16 protein-coding genes are annotated in these 19,957 nt (G+C 71.3%); 8 read left to right on the forward strand and 8 right to left on the reverse strand.

Features of this window, described 5'->3' with window-relative positions:
- Positions 1-18: 18 nt before the first annotated feature.
- The 7 genes from ASC76_RS02460 to bchF are packed head-to-tail and all read right to left on the reverse strand — an operon-like array spanning position 19 to position 10,262.
- Complete coding sequence (locus tag ASC76_RS02460) at positions 19-1,473, reverse strand: PucC family protein (protein WP_056461857.1); 1,455 nt, start codon at positions 1,471-1,473, stop codon at positions 19-21.
- Positions 1,470-2,171, reverse strand: a complete 702-nt coding sequence (bchM, locus tag ASC76_RS02465; protein WP_056461860.1) for a magnesium protoporphyrin IX methyltransferase — start codon at positions 2,169-2,171, stop codon at positions 1,470-1,472. The genes ASC76_RS02460 and bchM overlap by 4 nt, the downstream gene beginning before the upstream one ends.
- Complete coding sequence (gene bchL / locus ASC76_RS02470; protein ID WP_056461863.1) at positions 2,171-3,094, reverse strand: ferredoxin:protochlorophyllide reductase (ATP-dependent) iron-sulfur ATP-binding protein; 924 nt, start codon at positions 3,092-3,094, stop codon at positions 2,171-2,173. Before bchL ends, bchM begins: the two co-directional genes overlap by 1 nt.
- The gene (locus ASC76_RS02475; RefSeq protein ID WP_056461866.1) at positions 3,091-6,894 is read right to left on the reverse strand and encodes a magnesium chelatase subunit H; all 3,804 of its coding nucleotides are present in this window, start codon (positions 6,892-6,894) and stop codon (positions 3,091-3,093) included. Before ASC76_RS02475 ends, bchL begins: the two co-directional genes overlap by 4 nt.
- Positions 6,866-8,449 (reverse strand): ferredoxin:protochlorophyllide reductase (ATP-dependent) subunit B, encoded by a 1,584-nt coding sequence (gene bchB, locus ASC76_RS02480; protein WP_056461869.1) that lies wholly within the window; start codon positions 8,447-8,449, stop codon positions 6,866-6,868. Before bchB ends, ASC76_RS02475 begins: the two co-directional genes overlap by 29 nt.
- Positions 8,450-8,451: 2 nt before the next feature.
- Positions 8,452-9,738, reverse strand: a complete 1,287-nt coding sequence (locus ASC76_RS02485) for a ferredoxin:protochlorophyllide reductase (ATP-dependent) subunit N (RefSeq protein WP_056461872.1) — start codon at positions 9,736-9,738, stop codon at positions 8,452-8,454.
- Positions 9,735-10,262, reverse strand: a complete 528-nt coding sequence (bchF, locus tag ASC76_RS02490) for a 2-vinyl bacteriochlorophyllide hydratase (protein WP_056461874.1) — start codon at positions 10,260-10,262, stop codon at positions 9,735-9,737. Before bchF ends, ASC76_RS02485 begins: the two co-directional genes overlap by 4 nt.
- Before the next feature lie 294 nt (positions 10,263-10,556).
- Here bchF and ASC76_RS02495 point away from each other — a divergent pair, with 294 nt between their 5' ends.
- The 8 genes from ASC76_RS02495 to hemA all read left to right on the forward strand — a co-directional run bounded on the left by ASC76_RS02495 (position 10,557) and on the right by hemA (position 18,582).
- On the forward strand, positions 10,557-11,477 hold the full coding sequence (locus tag ASC76_RS02495) for a B12-binding domain-containing protein (RefSeq protein ID WP_056461877.1): 921 nt from the start codon (positions 10,557-10,559) through the stop codon (positions 11,475-11,477).
- Positions 11,478-11,558: 81 nt separating this feature from the next.
- Entirely contained in the window at positions 11,559-13,016 is a 1,458-nt protein-coding gene (ppsR, locus tag ASC76_RS02500; RefSeq protein ID WP_056461880.1) for a transcriptional regulator PpsR, read from the forward strand.
- Positions 13,017-13,089: 73 nt separating this feature from the next.
- Positions 13,090-13,965, forward strand: a complete 876-nt coding sequence (gene chlG / locus ASC76_RS02505) for a chlorophyll synthase ChlG (RefSeq protein ID WP_082548652.1) — start codon at positions 13,090-13,092, stop codon at positions 13,963-13,965.
- Entirely contained in the window at positions 13,962-15,305 is a 1,344-nt protein-coding gene (locus ASC76_RS02510) for a BCD family MFS transporter (protein ID WP_056461885.1), read from the forward strand. Before chlG ends, ASC76_RS02510 begins: the two co-directional genes overlap by 4 nt.
- A 5-nt stretch (positions 15,306-15,310) precedes the next feature.
- Entirely contained in the window at positions 15,311-16,516 is a 1,206-nt protein-coding gene (locus ASC76_RS02515; RefSeq protein WP_056461888.1) for a geranylgeranyl diphosphate reductase, read from the forward strand.
- The gene (locus tag ASC76_RS02520) at positions 16,513-16,989 is read left to right on the forward strand and encodes a TspO/MBR family protein (protein ID WP_056461890.1); all 477 of its coding nucleotides are present in this window, start codon (positions 16,513-16,515) and stop codon (positions 16,987-16,989) included. Before ASC76_RS02515 ends, ASC76_RS02520 begins: the two co-directional genes overlap by 4 nt.
- A gap of 10 nt (positions 16,990-16,999) precedes the next feature.
- The gene (locus tag ASC76_RS02525; RefSeq protein WP_056461893.1) at positions 17,000-17,302 is read left to right on the forward strand and encodes a hypothetical protein; all 303 of its coding nucleotides are present in this window, start codon (positions 17,000-17,002) and stop codon (positions 17,300-17,302) included.
- Positions 17,299-18,582, forward strand: a complete 1,284-nt coding sequence (hemA, locus tag ASC76_RS02530; RefSeq protein ID WP_056461897.1) for a glutamyl-tRNA reductase — start codon at positions 17,299-17,301, stop codon at positions 18,580-18,582. Before ASC76_RS02525 ends, hemA begins: the two co-directional genes overlap by 4 nt.
- A gap of 10 nt (positions 18,583-18,592) precedes the next feature.
- On the opposite strand, the gene ASC76_RS02535 is transcribed toward hemA, so the two are convergent.
- Positions 18,593-19,909 (reverse strand): DUF3422 family protein, encoded by a 1,317-nt coding sequence (locus ASC76_RS02535; protein ID WP_056461900.1) that lies wholly within the window; start codon positions 19,907-19,909, stop codon positions 18,593-18,595.
- Between the last annotated feature and the right edge of the window lie 48 nt (positions 19,910-19,957).

Genomic DNA, 19,957 nt, shown 5'->3' on the forward strand with positions numbered 1-19,957 from the left:
CTCCTGTGTGGAACGAATTCAGCCGGGGAATTCGGCGAGGCCGAATTTCCGGTCGGGTGAAGCGGCTGGCGATCGGCGCGCACTGCGCACGAGCGGCCCGATCGCGATCAGCGTCGCGAACAGCAGATAGAGCTCGAGGTGGTAGACGAAGCTGTAGCCGGTCGCCGGGCTCGCCAGCGCGCTGCCCAGCGCACCCTGGGTCGCCAGCGTCGAGACGAGGTCGCGGATCGCGCCGCCGGCGGCGATCGCGAGGCCCGCGCACGAGGCCTGCACCGCGCCCCACGCGCCGAGCGCGAGGCCGTTCAGGCCGTCGGTCTCGAGGTTCATCGCCGCGGTCAGCGTGCCGACCGAGAACAGCCCGGCGCCGAAGCCGATGCAGGTCGCGCCGAGCCGGAACAGCCAGGGCGACGCGAGCGGCTCGGCGAAGATCACGCACGAGAACGCGAACAGGCCCGCCAGCACGCCCCACGCGGCGAGCCGGTGCGGCGAGCTGCCGCGGCCGAGCGCGCGCGCCGCGAGGCCGAACGCGGCCAGCGCGCCGCCGGCCATCATCGCCGTCAACGCGGTCGTGGCGCCCACCGGCAGATGCAGGATCTCGCCGCCGTACGGCTCGAGGATGATGTCCTGCATGTTGAACGCCGCCGTGCCGAGGCCGACAGCGACGAGGAAGCGGATCGACCGCCCGCGGGCCGCGAAGCGCGCCCAGTTCTCGCGGAACGAGGGCTTGGGCTCGCCGCGCTCGCGGTTGGCGGGGTTGCGTGCCTCCTGCTTCCACAGCGCGACCAGGTTGACCACCATCGTCAGCAGCGCCGCGCCCTGCACGACCTGGATCAGCTTGATCTGGCTGAAGTCGCGCAGCGCGAGGCCGAACAGCAGGCCGGCGACGACCATGCCGAGCAACAGCATCACGTACATCAGCGCGACGACGCGCGGGCGCGTCTCGGCCGGCGCGAGGTCGGTCGCGAGCGCGAGGCCGGCGGTCTGGGTGGTCTGCAGCCCCGCGCCGACGAGCAGGAAGGCCAGCGCCGCGCCGGCATGGCCGATCCAGGCCGGCCCGTGGCTGTCGCCCGACAGCACGATCAGTGCGAACGGCATGATCGCCAGTCCGCCGAACTGCAGCAGCGTGCCGATCCAGATGTAGGGCACACGCTTCCAGCCCAGCACCGATTTGTGCGTGTCCGACCGGAAGCCGATCAGCGCGCGGAACGGCGCGAACACCAGCGGCAGCGCGACCATCGCCGAGACCAGCCACGCCGAGACGCCGAGCTCGACGATCATCACCCGGTTCAGCGTGCCGACCAGCAGCACCATCGCCATGCCCACCGTCACCTGGAACAGCGACAGCCGCAGCAGGCGCGACAGCGGCAGCTCCGCGCTCGCCGCATCGGCGAACGGCAGGAAGCGCGTGCCGACCTTCGCCCACTGGCGGGCGAGCGTCGAGTTCAGCTGCAGGGCGGCGCGTGCCGGATTCATTTTCTTGTCAGCTCCAAGGCCTGCGAGGTGTAGAAGCCGCTCGAGATGCGCTCGGTGCGCCCGCGCGCCCAGCCCTGCAGCTGCGCGTCGTGGTCGATGCGGTGGTGCAGCCAGCGTTCGGCCACCGGCACGACGGCCGGCGAGCGGTCGCCGCGCGGGAACAGCTTGCCGATCGCGCGGAACGCTTCGAGCGCCGGGCTGCTCGGCACGTAGGTGAACAGCAGCCCGCGGCGGGTGCGTTGCGCGAGGCCGGCCAGCACGTTGACGGCGTCGCCGGTCTCGTAGTGGATCACCGAGTCCATGCCGACCACGTAGTCGAAGCTGCCGAGCTCCGGCGCCAGCATGTCGCCCGAGCGGAAGTCGATCGCGCCGCCGTGGCGGATCGCGGGCTGGCGTTCGCGGGCCAGATTCACCAGCGTCGGCGACAGGTCGATCGCCAGCACCTCGGCGCCGCGATGCGCGGCCTCGACGGCGAGTGCGCCGGTGCCGCAGCCGGCATCGAGCACGCGCAGCCCGCGCAGGTCGTCGGGCAGCCAGCCGAGCAGCGTCGCGCGCATCCGGTCGCGCCCGGCGCGCACCGAGGCGCGCACGCGGCCCACCGGCGCGTCCGAGGTCAGGCGCGCCCACGCCTGCACCGCCGTGCGATCGAAGTAGGTCTCGATCTCGCCGCGGCGGTTTTGGTAGGTGAGGTGGCTCATCAGTCGAAGCCCAGCAGGTCGAAGATGTCGCGGTCCTTCATCGGGACGGCGTTGAGCGGCTCGGTGCCCAGCCACAGCGACGCGGCCAGCCGCATGTACTCCTTCTGCACCAGCTCCAGCTCGGGCGAATATTCCATCTCGAACAGCGTCGACTTCTTCAGCCGGCTGCGGCGGATCACGTCGAGGTCGGGGAAATGCGCCGCCAGCTTCAGGCCGATTCGGTCGTTGTACTTGTCGATCTGGTCGGTCGCCGCGCTGCGGTTGGCGATCACGCCGCCCAGCCGCACGTTGTAGTTCTTGGCCTTCGCGCCGATCGCCTGGACGATGCGGTTCATCGCGAAGATCGAGTCGAAGTCGTTCGCGGTGACGATCAGCGCGCGGTCGGCGTGCTGCAGCGGCGCGGCGAAGCCGCCGCAGACCACGTCGCCGAGCACGTCGAAGATCACCACGTCGGTGTCCTCGAGCAGGTGGTGTTCCTTCAGCAGCTTGACGGTCTGGCCGACCACGTAGCCGCCGCAGCCGGTGCCGGCCGGCGGGCCGCCGGCCTCCACGCACATCACGCCGTTGTAGCCGGGGAAGACGAAGTCCTCGACCCGCAGCTCCTCGGCGTGGAAGTCGACCGTCTCAAGCACGTCGATCACGGTCGGCAGCATCTTCTTGGTCAGCGTGAAGGTCGAATCGTGCTTCGGGTCGCAGCCGATCTGCAGCACGCGCTTGCCGAGCTTGGAGAACGCGGCCGACAGGTTGCTCGACGTCGTGCTCTTGCCGATGCCGCCCTTGCCGTAAATCGCGAACACCTTGGCGTTGCCGATCTTCAGGTTCGGGTCGAGCTCGACCTGCACGCTGCCCTCGCCGTCGAGGCGCAGGTTCTTCCGCACGCCCGGGCTCTTGATGTCGGGGAACGGAACCGTGGTGGTACTCATGCGGGAGATCCTTCTCTGGTGTCGATGAACACGCCTTCGAGCCGGTCTTCCAACTCTTCGCCAGCCCGACGCAACGCGGCGAGCATGGTCGCGTCGGGGTTCCAGAACTTGCGGTCCGAGGCTTCGAGCAGCCGGTTCGCGACCCGCGCCGAGGCGGTCGGGTTCAGCTTCGCGAGCCGGTCGCGCATCTCGGGGTCGAGCACGAAGGTCTCGCTCAGCTGCTCGTAGACCCACGGCTGGACCTGGCCGGTGGTCGCGGACCAGCCCATCGTGTTGGTCACGTGGACCTCGATCTGGCGCACGCCCTCGTAGCCGTGCTTCAGCATGCCCTCGTACCACTTCGGGTTCAGCATGCGGGTGCGGGTCTCGAGCGCGACCTGCTCGGTCAGCGTGCGCACCGTGCCGCCGCCGTTCGCGTCGCGGGTCTGGTCGCCGATGTAGACCGGCGCGACCCCGGCGCCCGCGCCGTCGCGCTGCGACTTGGCGCGCTGCACCGCGCGGCTGATGCCGCCGAGCGTGTCGAAGTAGGTGTCGATCGTCGTCACGCCGAGCTCGACCGAATCGAGGTTCTGGTAGGCGAGCTGCACGCCGGCGAGCACGCTGTTCAGCAGCGCGGCCTGCTGCACCGGCCGACCGGCGACACCGTACGCGAAGCCCTTGCGGCGGGTGTAGGTCTCGGCGAGCTCGTCGGCGTCGTCCCAGCGGCTGTTGTCGACCAGGCTGTTGACGTTGGAGCCGTAGGCGCCCTCGGCATTGCCGAACACGCGCAGCGCCGCGGTCTCCAGGTCGCCGCCGTGCTCCGCGAGGTAGGCCAGCGCGTGCTTGCGGATGAAGTTTTGCTCGAGCGGCTCGTCGGCCTGCGCGCACAGCAGCGCGGCCTCAGCGAGCAGCTTGATCTGCAGCGGCAGCAGGTCGCGGAAGATGCCCGACAGCGTGATGACCACGTCGACCCGCGGCCGGCCTAGCTGCCCGAGCGGCAGCAGTTGCGCGCCTGCCAGGCGGCCGTAGCTGTCGAAGCGCGGCGCCGCGCCCATCAGCGCGAGTGCCTGGCCGATCGGCCCGCCCTCGCTCTTCAGGTTGTCGGTGCCCCACAGCACCAGCGCGATCGATTCCGGGAACGCATGGCCGTCCGCCCGGTGGCGCTGCAGCAGCCGCTCGGCCTGGCGCGCGCCGTCCTGCACCGCGTAGGCGCTGGGGATGCGGAACGGGTCGAAGCCGTGCAGGTTGCGCCCGGTCGGCAGGATCGCCGGGGTACGCAGCAGGTCGCCGCCCGGGGCGGGGCGCAGGAAGCGGCCGTCGAGCGCCTGCAGGATGCCGGCGAGTTCGTGGTCCTCGGCCATCAGCGCGTCGGCCGCGGCGAGTTCGCGCAGCAGCGCGTCTTGCTCTTCGGCCGCCGACGTGCCGGCGACGATCGCCTCGATCAGCGCGCGCTCCGGACGCGCGCCGTGCGAGGCCTCGGCCAGCGAGAGCAGCAGGTCGACCCGTTCGGTCGCGGTCGGCGCCTGACCGACGACGTGCAGACCGTGCGGGATCAGCGTGTACTCGAGTTCGAGCACCGCGTCGTTCAGTTTCGCGATCGATGGGGCCGCCTCCGGGCCCCACGGCGGTTCGATGGCGGCGAGGTCGAGGTCGGCGGCCTGCGCCTGGATCAGCAGCGCCAGTTCGTCGGCCTCGATCGTCGCTTCCGGCTCCAGGCTGCGGTAGCGCTCCAGCAGCGCCTTCAGGTCGACCAGGCCCTTGTACAGCCCGGCCTGGGCGACCGGCGGCGTCAGGTAGCTGATCAGCGTGGCGGCGGCGCGGCGCTTGGCGATCGTGCCTTCGGACGGGTTGTTCGACGCGTACAGGTAGAAGTTCGGCAGGTCGCCGATCAGCCGGTCGGGCCAGCAGCCGGACGACATGCCGTTCTGCTTGCCCGGCATGAACTCGAGCGCGCCGTGGGTGCCGAAGTGCAGCACCGCGTGCGCGCCGAAGTCCTCGCGCAGCCAGCGGTAGAAGGCCGAGAACGCATGCGTCGGCGCGAAGCCCTTCTCGAACAGCAGCCGCATCGGGTCGCCTTCGTAGCCGAAGGCCGGCTGCACGCCGACGAAGACGTTGCCGAAGCGCTCGCCGTAGACGAAGAGGTGGCTGCCGTCGCTCTGCTGCTTGCCGGGCGCCGGGCCCCATTGCGCCTCGATCTCCTTCAGGTGCTTCTCGCGCCGCACGTGGTCGTCGGCGGGGATGCGGACGTGCACGTTCGCATCGGCGCCGAAGCGCTGCGCGTTGCCGTGGATGATGCGGTCGCGCAGCGCGTCCACGCTCGCCGGCATCTCCACCGTGTAGCCCTCGCGCTGCATCGCCGCCAGCGTGTTGAACAGCGACTCGAACACCGACAGGAACGCCGCGGTGCCGGTGTTGCCGGCGTTCGGCGGGAAGTTGAAGACGACGGCGGCGACCTTGCGCCCCGCGCGTTCCGAGCGCCGCAGGTCGACCAGCCTGCCGACGCGTGCGGCGAGCAGGTCGGCGCGCTCGATGCAGCTGTGCATGTCGTGGGCATCGGCCACGTGATTGAACGTGCAGGCGTGGGCGCAGCCGGTGCAGGCGATGTGCGCGGCGCTGCCGCGGCCGCCGAACACCATCGAGCCGGTCGCGCCATCGAGTTCGGGGATCGCGACCATCATCGTCGCCTCGACCGGCAGCAGCCCGCGCGGCGAACCGCCCCACTGGTCCAGGGTCTGGAACTCGACCGGCGTGACGGCGAGGTAGGGCACGTCGAGCCTGGCGAGGATGTCCTCGGCCGCCTTTGCGTCGTTGTAGGCCGGACCGCCGACCAGCGAGAAGCCGGTCAGCGAGACGACCGCGTCGATCGTCGGCCGGCCGGCGTCGAAGAAGAACGCGTCGATCGCCGGGCGCGCATCGAGTCCGGTCGCGAACGCCGGCACGACGCGCAGCCCGCGCGCCTCCATCGCGGTGATCACGCCGTCGTAGTGGTCGGCGTTGCCGGCCAGCAGGTACGAGCGCATCAGCAGCAGGCCGACGGTCCCGCGCTTGCCGGTGGTCGCGACGCGCGGCAGGTCGGCCAGCGCCGCCGACATGCGGCCCGGCATGCGCGGGTGGTAGACGCCGACCTCCGGGTACTCGACCGGCGGCAGCGGCTTCACGAGGCCGCGCAGCGCCTTGCGCGGCCCGTCGGCATAGCGGTCGACCAGGAACTGCACCATGTTGGCGACGTTGGCCTCCGAGCCGGCGAGCCAGTACTGCAAGGTCAGGAAGTACGCGCGCACGTCCTGCGCGGTGCCGGGGATGAAGCGCAGGATCTTCGGCAGCCGGCGCAGCATCTTCATCTGCTGTGCGCCGGCGGTGGCCTTCACGCCGGACTCGTTGCCCTTCGCCTCGGGCTTGCCGCGCAGCCGCTTCAGCAGCGCCATCGGGCCGCTCGCGGGCGCCGCCATGTCGAACCGCCCCATGCGGGTGAGCTTCATCACCTCCGAAGCCGACATCGCGCAGACCATCGCATCGCAGTGGTCGCGGCGCGCCTTGAGCGCCGGCAGCACCGGCTGGAAGTGCTCTTCCATGAACAGCATCGTCGCGATCACCAGATCGCCGTGGGCGATGTCGTCGTTGCAGCGCGCGAGTGCCGCCGCGTCGCCGCCCCATTCGGCCGCGGCGTGCACGACCAGCTTCAACCCGGGCATCGTGCGCGCGAGTTCGCGGTGCGCGCGCTCGGCGGCGCTCGCGAGGTGGCTGTCCATCGTGACGATGACCACGCGCATCGCCGGATGCACCGCGATGACCTCAGCGGGCGAAGTGCGCTTTGGCGTCATAGAGGGTCTCGATGGTGATCAACGCGACATGGCGTTCGAGGGCAAAGCGCTCGGTGTTGCGCTTGGCCTTGCCGCGCACGAAGAACGGGATCTTGCGCAGTTCCTGCTCGGCTTCCGGTGCCCATTCGGCGACGCCGATCTGGGGCGGCGCGTCGGACGCGGCGGGCGGTGCCGGCACCGGTTCGGCCGCGGCCACCACGGGCGACGGGTGCCCGCCCAGGTGCGACGGTGCGGCGTCCTCATGGAACTCGAAGTCGCCGCGGAACATGCCGATCAGGTGTTCCTCGAGGCCCATCATCAGCGGATGGACCCAGGTGTCGAACAGCACGTTGGCGCCTTCGAACCCCATCTGGGGCGAGTAGCGCGCCGGGAAGTCCTGCACGTGCACCGGCGCCGAGATCACCGCGCACGGGACGCCGAGGCGCTTGGCGATGTGGCGCTCCATCTGCGTGCCGAGCACCAGCTCGGGCTGCAGCTCGGCGACTCGCGCTTCCACGTCGAGGTAGTCGTCGGTGATCAGCGCCTCGACGTCGTACAGCTTCGCGGCGTCGCGCACGTCGCGCGCGAATTCGCGGCTGTAGGTGCCCAGGCCGACGACCTTGAAACCGAGCTCGGACGATGCGATCCGGGCGGCCGCGATCGCGTGGGTCGCGTCGCCGAAGATGAACACGCGCTTGCCGGTCAGGTAGGTCGAGTCGACCGAGCGCGCGTACCAGGTCGAGCGCGAAGGCAGCGCGGCCAGCGCCTCGGCGGGGTCGATGCCGGCGAGCGCCGCGACCTCGGCGACGAAGTCGCGCGTGGCGGCGGCGCCGATCGGGATCGTCTTCGTCGCCGGCTGGCCGAACTGGCGCGTCAGCCAGGTCGCGGCCAGCGCGCCCACCTCGGGGTACAGCACGACGTTGAAGTCGGCCTCGCCGAGGCGCGACAGGTCGTGCGCGGTCGCGCCCAGCGGGGCGACGACGCGCACGTCGATGCCGATCCGGTCGAGCAGGCCGCGGATCTCGGTCACGTCGTCGCGGTGGCGGAAGCCGAGCGCCGACGGGCCGAGGAGGTTGCAGCTCGGGCGCTGGCCGGCCGGTCGAGTCGCCCGCGGCGTGCCCGGAGCGGGTGCGTTCGGGCCGGCCAGCGCGCGCACCAGCTGGTAGAAGGTCTGGGACGCGCCCCAGTTCTCCTTGCGCTGGTAGGACGGCAGCTCGAGCGCGACCACCGGCACCGGCAGGTTCAGCGCTTTCGCCAGGCCGCCCGGGTCGTCCTGGATCAGTTCCGCGGTGCACGACGCGCCGACCAGCATCGCGGCCGGCTGGAAGCGTGCGTAGGCGTCGCGCGCGGCGTTCTTGAACAGTTCGGCGGTGTCGCCGCCGAGGTCGCGCGCCTGGAAGGTCGTGTAGGTCACCGGCGGGCGCTTCGGCAGCCGCTCGATCATCGTGAACAGCAGGTCGGCGTAGGTGTCGCCCTGCGGCGCGTGCAGCACGTAGTGAACATCCTGCAGCGCGGTGGCGACGCGCATCGCGCCGACATGCGGCGGGCCTTCGTAGGTCCAGAGGGTGAGCTGCATGTTCAGGCCACCAGTTTCAGCTTGCGCAGCAGAGGGCGCGCGAAGAGTTCGGCCAGGTCGCCGGCCTGGTCGTAGCCCTGGATCGGCGTGAACACCAGCTCGATGGCCCACTTGGTCGTCATGCCCTCGGCCTCCAGCGGGTTGGCGAGGCCGAGACCGCAGACCACGATGTCGGGCTGCCGGGCGCGGCAGCGATCGAGTTGCCTTTCAACGTCCTGCCCTTCCGACAGCGTCGTGCCTGCGGGCAGCAGCGCCAGCTCTTCGGCGAGGTGCTGGCGGTGCAGGTAGGGCGAGCCGACCTCGGTGAGTTGCATGCCGAGTTCGCGGGCCAGGAAGCGCGCGATCGGGATCTCGAGCTGCGAGTCGGGGAAGAAGAAAACGCGCTTGCCGGCCAGATGAACATGCTGGCGTGCCACCGCCGCCCACGCGCGTGCGCGGCCGGGCGCGGTGGCGCGCTCGAACACCTCGGCGTGGATGCCGAATGCGGTGGCGGCGGCCTGCAGCCACAGCGTCGTGCCTTCGGCGCCGAGCGGGAAGGGCGCGGCCAGGCGCTGCGCGCCGCGCGCTTCGAGAACGCGGGCGGTGTCGGCCAGGAAGGGTTGGGCGAGCAGCAGGCGCGTGTTCGGGCCGACCGCCGGCATCGCGCCGGCCCGGCGCGGTGGGAAGAACTGCACGGGGCCGATGCCAAGCGCCGCGAACAGGCGCGTGAACTGGTCTTCGACGACGTCGGCCAGTGTGCCCACGACTAGCAGCGACGCCGGCGCATCGGCCGGCGCGGCCGGCAGGCCCGGCACCAGCGCGGCCAGGCAGGCGTCCTCGCCCTGCGTGAACGTGGTCTCGATGCCGCTGCCCGAGTAGCTGAGCACGCGCACGTCTGGCGAGAACCGGCCGGACAGGCGCGACGCCGCGCGCGACAGGTCGAGCTTGATCACCTCGGACGGGCACGAGCCGACCAGGAAAAGCAGCTTGATTTCCGGCCGGCGCTCGAGCAGCCGCGTCACGACGCGATCGAGCTCGGTGTTCGCGTCGGCCAGGCCGGCCAGGTCGCGCTCGTCGATGATCGCGGTCGCGAAGCGCGGCTCGGCGAAGATCATCACGCCGGCGGCCGACTGGATCAGGTGCGCACAGGTGCGCGAGCCAACGACGAGGAAGAACGCGTCCTGGATCTTGCGGTGCAGCCAGATGATGCCGGTCAGACCGCAGAACACTTCGCGCTGGCCGCGCTCGCGCAGCACCGGGGCGTCGCTGCAGCCCGTGGCCTCGGCGCGGATGGGGATCACCGGGCTCATGCCGTCGCTCCCGCGGCGATGGCCGAGCGATCGCGCTGCGCCTGGTCCAGCCGCGCGGCGCGCAGCTTCAGGATGAACTGGGTCGCGTTGATCACGTAGGTCGCGTAGGCGACGAGCGCCAGGACCATCAGCTGCCGCGCGCCGAGCGCGCCGGTGAACAGCGCCACGAGGTAGGCGGTGTGCAACGCCAATACCAGCATGCTGAACACGTCCTCCCAGTAGAAGGCCGGTGCGAACAGGTAGCGGCCGAACACCACCTTCTCCCAGATGCAGCCGGTGACCATGATCGCGTACAGCGTCAGCGTCTTGACGACCACCGACCAGGCCGCGGCGTCGTGCCCCTCGCCCGTGGCGAGGTAGCGCAGCACCAGCCCCAGGCTCACCAGGAAGACGACGAACTGCACCGGTGCGAGCACGCCCTGCACCAGCGTCCAGCCCGATGCGTCGCGACGCTGGCGCTCGTCGGCCGTGTAGAGCGGCCGGTACGAACTCGGCGCAGTGCTGGGTGCCCCACGTGCTTGCATCGACGTCCTCGGTGTGCTGCTGAGGGCGAATCTAGACCTGACGTTCGTACGTGTCAATCGGGCTAGACGTAAATCAAACGTGACACTATATTGGCGGCAAGGCCACGCGGCGCTGTCAAAGGCGCTAACCCGATTGACGTTGCGCGGGGCCGGCAGTAGAACTTGTCCCCACGGCGCGCGCGACCACGACGTTGGCGCCCGCCGTTTTCCCGACCATCGCAAACCCAGACGCGGTGGTGGCGCCCGAGGTATCTTCCCGCGGCGCAACGCCAGAGCATCGCGAGGAGACCGTCGATGGAGAGCAGGCCGCAGGAACATCCGGCACGGGAGGGTTCGACCAGAGGCGGTGCACCGCCCGACACGAGCCCGCAGGTCTGCGAGGCCGAACCGCCCGGCTTCCGCCAGGCCGACGCGGCCAACGACATGCGCATGTCGCAGCTGGCCCGCACGATCGAGCAGGAGATCATCCCGCGCCTGATGCTCGCCCACCGCGCGGCCTCCGAGCCGGTCGCCCGGTCCGTCGCGCCGGGCAAGGCGCTCACCGCCGAGGATGTCGAGCAGTTCGCCAAGCTCGTGCTCGCGCACGACGAGGACGTGGCGTTCGCGACCATCAACACGCTGCGCGCCCGTGACGTCTCGGTCGAGAAGATCTACCTCGACCTGCTGGCGCCGACCGCGCGCTACCTCGGCAAGCTGTGGGAAGACGACCTGTGCAGCTTCACCGACGTGACGGTCGGCCTCGGCCGGCTGCAGCGGGTGCTGCGCGAACTCAGCCCGGCGCTGGGTCGCAGCGTGGAGCACCCCGTGCAGGGTCGACGCGTGCTGTTGCTGCCCAGCCCCGGCGAACAGCACACTTTCGGGCTGGTGATGGTCGCGGAGTTCTTCCGGCGGGCCGGGTGGGACGTGACCGGCGGCGCCTGGGCGGCCGGCGCTGACGCGGCCACGCTGGTCCAGGCGGAATGGTTCGACGTGATCGGCTTCTCGCTCGGCGCCGAGGTGCACCTGCCGCAGTTGACGGCGTCCATCGCGGCCGTCAGGCACGCGGCTTGCAACCAGGACATCGCGATCCTGGTGGGTGGCCCGCTGTTCGGCGTTCATCCCGAGTTCGTCGGGCAGGTGGGTGCGGACGGCATGACAATAGACGGGCGCGAAGCACCGTCGCTCGCCGAAGGCCTGATCGTCGGCCTGGCGCGGCCGCACGAGTCCCACGGTTGATGCTCGCTGCGCGCGAGAGCATCCGCCCACGACGAACCAGAACGAGGATGTGATGCGTCTGCGACCCGGAAAGCTGATTCCATGAGGGAGTTCGAAGCGCCAGCGAAGACGCTGGGCGACCTGAGCGCCGACATGGCCGGCAAGCTGATCGCGGCCGCCGCGGATGTGGCGTTGATCATCGACGACCAGGGTGTGATCCGGGACCTCGCGTTCGGCAGCGACGACCTGCTGCGCGAGGGCTACTACGAGTGGCTCGGCAAGCCCTGGGCCGACACTGTCACGGTCGAGAGCCGGCCCAAGGTCGAGGCGCTGCTGCGCGAGTCGCGCGCCAACGCCGCGCCGCGCTGGCGCCACATCAACCACCCGTCGCTGGACGGGGCCGACCTGCCGCTGTCGTATTCGGCGATCGCGCTGCCCCAGCAGGGCGGGCGCGGCAAGCCGGGCGTTCGTTCGGTGGTGTTTGGCCGCGACCTGCGCGCCAACGCGGCGTTGCAGCAGCGCCTGATCAGCGCCCAGCAGGCGATGGAGCGCGACTACTGGCGCCTGCGCCACATGGAGACGCGCTACCGCTCGCTGTTCCAGGTGGCGTCGGAGGCGGTACTGATCCTCGATGCCGTCACCGGCAAGCTCGAGGAGGCCAACCCGGCGGCGCTGGCGCTGTTCGGCGTCGAGGCGTCGCGGCCGGGCTGGCTGATCTCCGACAGCTTCGAGGTCGACCCCGGTGCCAAGAACACCGCCAGCGTGCCGGCGATGCTCGGCCGCGTCAGCGCGACCGGCCACGTCGAGAGCGTCGGCGCGCGGCTGAAGGGGCAGGGCGAGATGCGCGTGTCGGCCTCGCTGTTCCGTCAGGAGAAGACAGCCCATTTGCTGGTGCGCGTGTCCCCGCTCGACACCGCGATCCGCACCGGCGGCGGCAGCGCCGGCCAGAGCGCGCTGATGAAGTTGATCGAAGGCGCGCCCGATGCGTTCGTCGTGACCGACCTCGACGGCCTGATCATGACGGCGAATCACGCGTTCCTCGACCTGGCGGAGCTGGCCACCGAGACGCAAGTGCGCGGCCAGTCGCTCGAGCGCTGGCTCGGCCGCACCGGCGTCGACCTGAACGTGCTGATCACCAACCTGCGCCAGCGCGGCGCGGTGCGCCTGTTCGCCACCGTGATGCGCGGCGAGTACGGCGCCTCGACCGAGGTCGAGATCTCCGGCGTCGCCGTCACCGAGGGCGAGCAGCCCTGCCTGGGCTTCACGATCCGCGACGTCAGCCGGCGTCTCGTCGCCGAGGTGCGCACCACCGGCACCGGCCGCGAGATGCCGCGTTCGGTGGGCCAGATGACCGAGCTGGTCGGCCGCGTGCCGCTGAAGGACATCGTGCGCGACACCACCGACCTGATCGAGCAGCTGTGCATCGAGGCGGCGCTCGAGCTCACCCACGACAACCGGGCCTCGGCTGCGGAGATGCTGGGCCTGTCGCGCCAGAGCCTGTACGTGAAGCTGCGGCGCTTCAACATCGGCGACCTGACGCCCGTGCCGGGCGAAGAGTGACCGAAATCCGGGGTTGACACTTTGAGTGTAAATCCAGGTTGACGACTCCGGGTGTCAGGCGCAGTATGTCTGCATGGCCCGACCCGCTCTGTCCGCTGTCGCGGAGCTGCTCAAACCGATCACCTGGTTCCCGCCGATGTGGGCGTTCGGCTGCGGCGTCGTGGCGTCGGGCGTCGCCACCGAAGGGCGCTGGCCGCTGATCCTGGTCGGCGTGCTGCTGGCAGGGCCGCTGGTCTGCGCGAGCAGCCAGGCGGTCAACGACTGGTTCGACCGGCATGTCGATGCGATCAACGAGCCGCAGCGGCCGATCCCGTCCGGTCGCATGCCCGGGCGCTGGGGCCTGGGGATCGCGATCCTGTGGACACTGCTGTCGCTGGTGGTCGCCGCCTTCCTCGGCCCGTGGGGCTTTGCCGCCGGGCTGGTCGGCCTGCTGCTGGCCTGGGCCTACAGCGCGCCGCCGCTGCGCCTGAAGCAGAACGGCTGGTGGGGCAACGCGGCCTGCGGCCTGTGCTACGAAGGCCTGGCGTGGGTCACCGGCGCGGCGGTGATGGCCGGCGGGGCCATGCCGGAGCTGCGCTCGCTCGCGCTGGCGCTGCTCTACAGCGTCTCGGCCCACGGGATCATGACGCTGAACGATTTCAAGTCGGTCGAAGGCGATCGGCAGATGGGCATCGCGTCGCTGCCGGTGCAGCTCGGCGTGCAATCGGCCGCACGCACCGCGTGCTGGGTGATGATCCTGCCGCAGCTGTGCGTGACGGGGTTGCTTGTCGCATGGCAGCAGCCGCTGCACGCGGTGGCGGTGGCCGCGCTGATTGCGCTGCAGCTGGTGCTGATGCGCCGCTTCCTGCAGCAGCCGAGCGAGCGCGCCGTCTGGTACAGCGGCTTCGGCGTGCCGCTGTTCGTGATCGGGATGATGGTCAGCGCCTTCGCGCTGCGGGGCGCGGCATGACCCGCGGCGCCTTCGGCTGGGTGGCGATCGCGCGGCTCGGGCTGGTGCAGGCCTGCCTCGGCGCGGTGGTCGTGATGACGACCTCGACGCTGAACCGCGTGATGGTCGTCGAGCTCGCATTGCCCGCACTGCTGCCGGGCTTCCTCGTCGCGATGCACTACCTGGTGCAGGTCGCGCGCCCGCGCATGGGCTACGGCTCGGACATCGGTCGGCGCCGCACGCCGTGGATCGTCGGCGGCATGGCCGTGCTCGCGTTCGGCGGCGCGCTCGCCGCGGTCGCGATCGCGTGGATGGGCAGCGAACGGTCCGCCGGCATCGCGCTCGCCATCGTTGCGTTCCTGCTGATCGGCCTCGGCGTCAGCGCGTGCGGCACGTCGCTGCTGGTCTTGCTCGCCAAGCGGGTCGAGGCGCCGCGGCGCGCGGCCGCCGCGACCACGGTGTGGCTGATGATGATCGTCGGCTTCGCGGTCACCGCCGGCGTCGCGGGCAGGCTGCTCGATCCGTACTCGCCGGCGCGGCTGATCGCGGTCACCGCGGGCGTGTCGGTGCTCGCGGTGCTGCTCACGCTGGTCGCGACCTGGCGCCTCGAGGGCGCGGCCGCGCCGGACGTCGAACCTGCCGAAGCCACCGAACGCGGCGCGCCGAAGCCGGCGTTCCGCGAGGCCCTCGCGCAGGTCTGGGCCGAACCGGTGGCCCGGCACTTCACGCTCTTCGTGTTCATCTCGATGCTGGCCTACAGCGCGCAGGACCTGATCCTCGAGCCCTTCGCCGGCAGTGTGTTCGGCTTCACGCCGGGGCAGTCGACCGGGCTGTCGGGTGTCCAGCACGCCGGCGTGCTCGTGGGCATGCTGGCCGCGGCCTTCGCCGGGCGCGGCACGCGCTTCGGCTCGCTGCGGACGTGGCAGATCGGTGGCTGCCTTGTCTCGGCGCTGATGCTGCTCGGGCTGGTCGCGGCCGGCGTCGTCGGCCCGGCGTGGCCGTTCAGGGCCAACGTGTTCGCGCTCGGCGTCGCCAACGGCGCGTTCTCGATCGCCGCGATCGCCTCGATGATGCGGCTCGCCGGAGAGGGCCGACACGCCCGCGAAGGCACGCGCATGGGGCTCTGGGGCGCCGCGCAGGCGGTGGCGTTCGGCCTCGGCGGGCTGGTCGGTACCGCCGCGAGCGACCTCGCGCGCTGGCTGATCGGCACGCCGGCCCATGCGTATGCGGCGGTGTTCGCCTTCGAGGCTCTGCTGTTCGTCGCGGCGGCGGCGCTTGCCGCCCAGCTCGGACGTTCCGTCGCGGTCGCATCGTCGGCACCGCGCCGTCCCGAAGGCCAGCCGGCCCTGCAAGCAAGGTGATCGCCATGTCCGATGTAGAAACCTTCGATGTCGTCGTGATCGGCGGCGGCCCGGCCGGTGCCACTGCGGCCCACGACCTGGCGCGTGCCGGGCGCTCGGTGCTGCTGCTCGACCGCGCGGGGCGCACCAAGCCGTGCGGCGGCGCGATCCCGCCGCGGCTGATCAAGGACTTCGGCATTCCGGACGCCTTGCTCGTCGCGCGCGCGACCGCGGCGCGCATGGTCTCGCCGAAGGACCGCAAGGTCGACATCCCGATCGACAACGGCTTCGTCGGCATGGTCGACCGCGACCAGTTCGACGAATGGCTGCGCGAACGCGCGGCGGGCAGTGGCGCGCAGCGGCGGATCGGCGACTTCGACCGGATCACGCGCGATGCCGACGGCCTCAGCGTCGTGCACTTCGAGCAGCCGTCGCCGACCGACCGCCGCGCTCGCGTGCCGGCCCGCGTGCGGGCCCGCGCGATCGTCGGAGCCGACGGCGCGAAGTCGGCCATCGCGCGCCAGACGGTGGACGGCGCCGAGCGCACGAAATACGTCTTCGCGTACCACGAGATCCTGCGCACGCCGGCGGCACCGCCAAGTGGGTTCGATCCGTCGCGCTGCGACGTCTACTACCGCGGCAGCCTGTCGCCCGATTTCTACGGCTGGGTCTTCCCGCACGGCGACACGATGAGCGTGGGCACCGGCAGCGCCGACAAGGGCTTCTCGCTGCGCACCGCGGTCGGCGGCCTGCGCCAGGCGGCGGGGCTGGTGGGCGCCGAGACACTGCGCCGCGAGGGCGCGCCGATCCCGATGAAGCCGCTGCCGCGCTGGGACAACGGCCGCGACGTGGTGCTCGCCGGCGACGCTGCAGGCGTGGTCGCGCCCGCATCGGGCGAGGGCATCTACTACGCGATGTTCGGCGGCCGGCTCGCCGCCGAGGCGGTCGAGGCGCTGCTCGCGACCGGCGACGTGCGCTCGCTCGCGCTGGCCCGCAAGCGCTTCATGAAGGCGCACGGCACCGTGTTCCGCGTGCTCGGCGTCATGCAGTGGTTCTGGTATTCCAGCGACCGGCTGCGCGAGCGCTTCGTCTCGATCTGCCAGGACCGTGACGTGCAGCAGCTGACCTTCGAGTCGTACATGAACAAGGAACTGGTGCGGCGCAAGAAGCTGGCCCATGTGCGCATCTTCTTCAAGGACCTGGCGCACCTGTTCGGGGTGGCGCGTGTATGAGCCGCTGGCGCCCGATCGCGATCGCCGCGGGCGCGGCCCTGCTGGTGGCCGTGCTCGGCGCGCTGATGACCGACCTGGGCCTGTGGTACGCGAGCCTGAAGCAGCCGCCGTGGAAGCCGCCCGACTGGGCCTTCGGTCCGATCTGGACGACGATCTTCGCGCTGGCCGCCGCCGCCGGCGTGATCGGCTGGCGCCGCGCGCCGTCGCGCGCGCAGCGCGAAGGGATGCTGGTGCTGTTCGCGGCCAACGGCCTCCTGAACGTGTTCTGGAGCCTGCTGTACTTCCGCCTGCACCGGCCCGACTGGTCGCTCTGGGAGGTGCCGTTCCTGTGGCTGTCGGTGCTGGCGCTGATCCTGCTGCTCGCGCGTTTCGCGAAGCCCGCGGCCTGGCTGCTCGCGCCGTACCTGGCGTGGGTCGCGATCGCGGCGGCATTGAACTGGCAGACCGTGAAGCTGAACGGTCCGTTCGGCTGAGGAGAACCGCTTGATCGACGCCGCTGTCATCGCGCCGCTCATCGACCTGGTGATCGCGTTCACCGTCGTCGAAGGCGCGGCCCTCGCGCTCTACCGCCGCGTCAGCGGCAAGGGGGTCGCGCCGCGCGACTTCGCGCTGAACCTGGTCTCGGGCCTGTGCCTGATGCTTGCGCTGCGCAGCCTGGCACAGGATGCCGGCGCGGCGTGGACGGCGGCGTGGCTGCTGGCCGCGGGCCTCGCGCACGGCAGCGATCTGCTGCTGCGCTGGCGCCGCGACGCGCGCCCCGCGCGCACCCAACGGGTGATCGCATGACCGTCATCGCGCTCGGCCTGAACCACACGACCGCGCCGCTGGACGTGCGCGGCCGCTTCGCGTTCCCCGGCGACCAGCTCGTGCCGACGCTGCGTGCCTTCAGCGGACGCCTGCAGCGCGCCGCCGAGGTCGCGATCGTCTCGACCTGCAACCGCACCGAGCTGTATGTCGGCAGCGCCGGCGGCGACGCGCGCGGCCTGGCCGGCCAGGCGCTCGGCTGGCTCGCCGAAGCGGGCGGCATGGCGGCCAACGACCTGCAGCCGCACTTCTACGTCCACGAGGACGCGGGCGCGGCGCGCCATACCTTCCGGCTCGCGAGCGGCTTGTCGTCGATGGTGATCGGCGAGACCCAGATCCTCGGCCAGATGAAGCTCGCGGTGCGCGAGGCCGGTACCGCCGGCACGCTCGGCACCACGCTGCACCAACTGTTTCAGCGCTCGTTCGCGGTCGCGAAGGAGGTGCGCACCGGCACCGAGATCGGCATGCACACGATCAGCCTCGCGGCCGCGATCGTGCGGCTCGCCGGCAACCTGTTCGAGGATTTCGGCGAATTGAAGGTGCTGTTCCTCGGCGCCGGCGAGATGGCCGCGCCGGTGCTCGCGCACCTCGCGGCACGGGCGCCGCGGCAGCTGACGATCGCCAACCGCAGCCTCGAGCGCGGCGAGGCGCTGGCCGCCCATTTCGGCGCCGAGGCGATCGGTCTCGCCGATGCGATGACGCGGCTGGCCGAGTTCGACGTGGTCGTCTCGTGCACCGCAAGCCCGCTGCCGGTGATCGGCCTCGGCGCGGTCGAGCGCGCGATCAAGGCGCGCCGGCGGCGGCCGATGCTGATGGTCGATCTCGCGGTCCCGCGCGACATCGAGGCCGAGGTCGCCGCGCTGACCGACGTCTACCTGTACACGATCGACGACCTCGCGCAGATCGTGCAGGCCGGCGGCGACAGGCGGCTCGCCGCGGTCGGCCAGGCCGAGACCATCATCGAGTCGGGCGTGCAGGACTTCGTGCGCTGGCTCGGCACGCGCGAGACCGTCCCGCTGATCCAGGCCCTGCAGACCCAGGCCGAAAGCTGGCGCGCGTCGGAGCTGCAGCGCGCGCGCAGGATGCTGGCGAAAGGCGACGACATCGACGCGGTGCTCGAGACACTGTCGCGCGGCCTGACCCAGAAGATGCTGCACGGCCCGATGGCCGGCCTGCAGCACAGCGACGGGCCCGAGCGCGTCGCGCTGACCGACACGCTGTCGCGCCTGTTCCTGCAGTGCCCGATGCGGGCGCCGCGCTGAGCCGGGCGCGTCAGTCCAGCGGGTGGTGGACGCCGGCGCCGTGCCGCGCGCGCCGCACCGTCAGCATCACCAGCACGGCGACGACCGGGATGGCCAGGCCGACCGCCAGATCGGGATCGATGCGCACGCCAGCGGCCTTCAGCGCCTTCGCGCCGTAGCCGGCCAGGCCGGCGACGTAGTAGACGATCGCCGCGACCGACAGGCCCTCGACGGTCTGCTGCAGGCGCAGCTGCAGCCTGGCGCGCCGGTCCATCGAGCTCAGCAGCGACTGGTTCTGCCGCTCGCGCGCGATCTCGACGCGCGTCGACAGCAGCGCGCTCGCCTGGGCGACCCGTTCGGAGAGGTCATGCAGCCGCTGCGACACGGTCGCGCAGGTCGCGACCGCCGGCGTGAAGCGGCGCGCCATGAACTCCTCGATCGGCTGCACGCCGTCGATGCGGGTCTCGCGCAGCTCGGCGATGCGGCGCGTCACGAGCTCGAAGTACGCGCGGCAGGCGCCGAAGCGGAACTGGCTGGTCGCCAGGCCGCTCTCGACCTCGGCCGCGAGCTTGGTCAGCTGCTGGAGCAGCGCCTCGTCGTCACCGGCCTGGTGGCCCGCCGCGTCACGCGTGTCGCCGTTGGCGATGCGGTCGGTCAGGGCCGCGAGCGACCGCTCGATCGCGACGATGCGCGGCGACTGCTGGCGCGCGATCGGCAGCGCGAGCAGCGCCATCATCCGGTAGGCCTCGATCTCGAAGAGGCGCTGCAGCATGCGGCCTGCCTGGCGTGGCGTGAAGCCGCGGTCGAGCACCAGGAAGCGGGAGCAGCCGTCCCCGTGGATGCGGAAGTCGGTGTACGCGACGCCCTTGCCGTCGCCCACGCCCGAGCCGACGACGATGTTCTGCCCGAAATGGCGCGCCAGCAGCGCCGCATCGGGCAGCGTGTCTTCCGCCGGTACCAGCTTGGCATGCGCGCCGACCACCGTCGCGCCGGGAATCGCGGCGAGCCAGCCGGGCGGGAGCTGCGTGGTCGGCGGCTCGCTGAACGGCTCGGGGCTGCGGCCGGCGGTGAAGAAGGTGTAGCCCGAGAACTCGCCGTGCCGTTCCCACTTGGCGCGCAACGGGCCGAGCGACGCGCTGAAGTGCGTCGCCCCTTCGGGCGGACCGGCCACGCCGAACGCCGCGCACAGGGCGGTCAGGTGCGCGCGTTCGCGCTCGCGGTCGTCGGGCCCGACCAGCACCGCGACATAGGTGGCGCGCGACGGCGTCTCGAGCGGCTCGGGCGGCCGCGCGTGGACTTCGTCGGCGAGGGACAGGCGATCCGGATGATCGCGCGGCAGCAGGCGCATGGGGGGCAGGTGGTCGGCTCAGGGCCGAAGCATGGTAACCGGCCGCCC

Source organism: Rhizobacter sp. Root404 (genome assembly GCF_001425865.1).
Taxonomy (GTDB): domain Bacteria; phylum Pseudomonadota; class Gammaproteobacteria; order Burkholderiales; family Burkholderiaceae_C; genus LMDS01.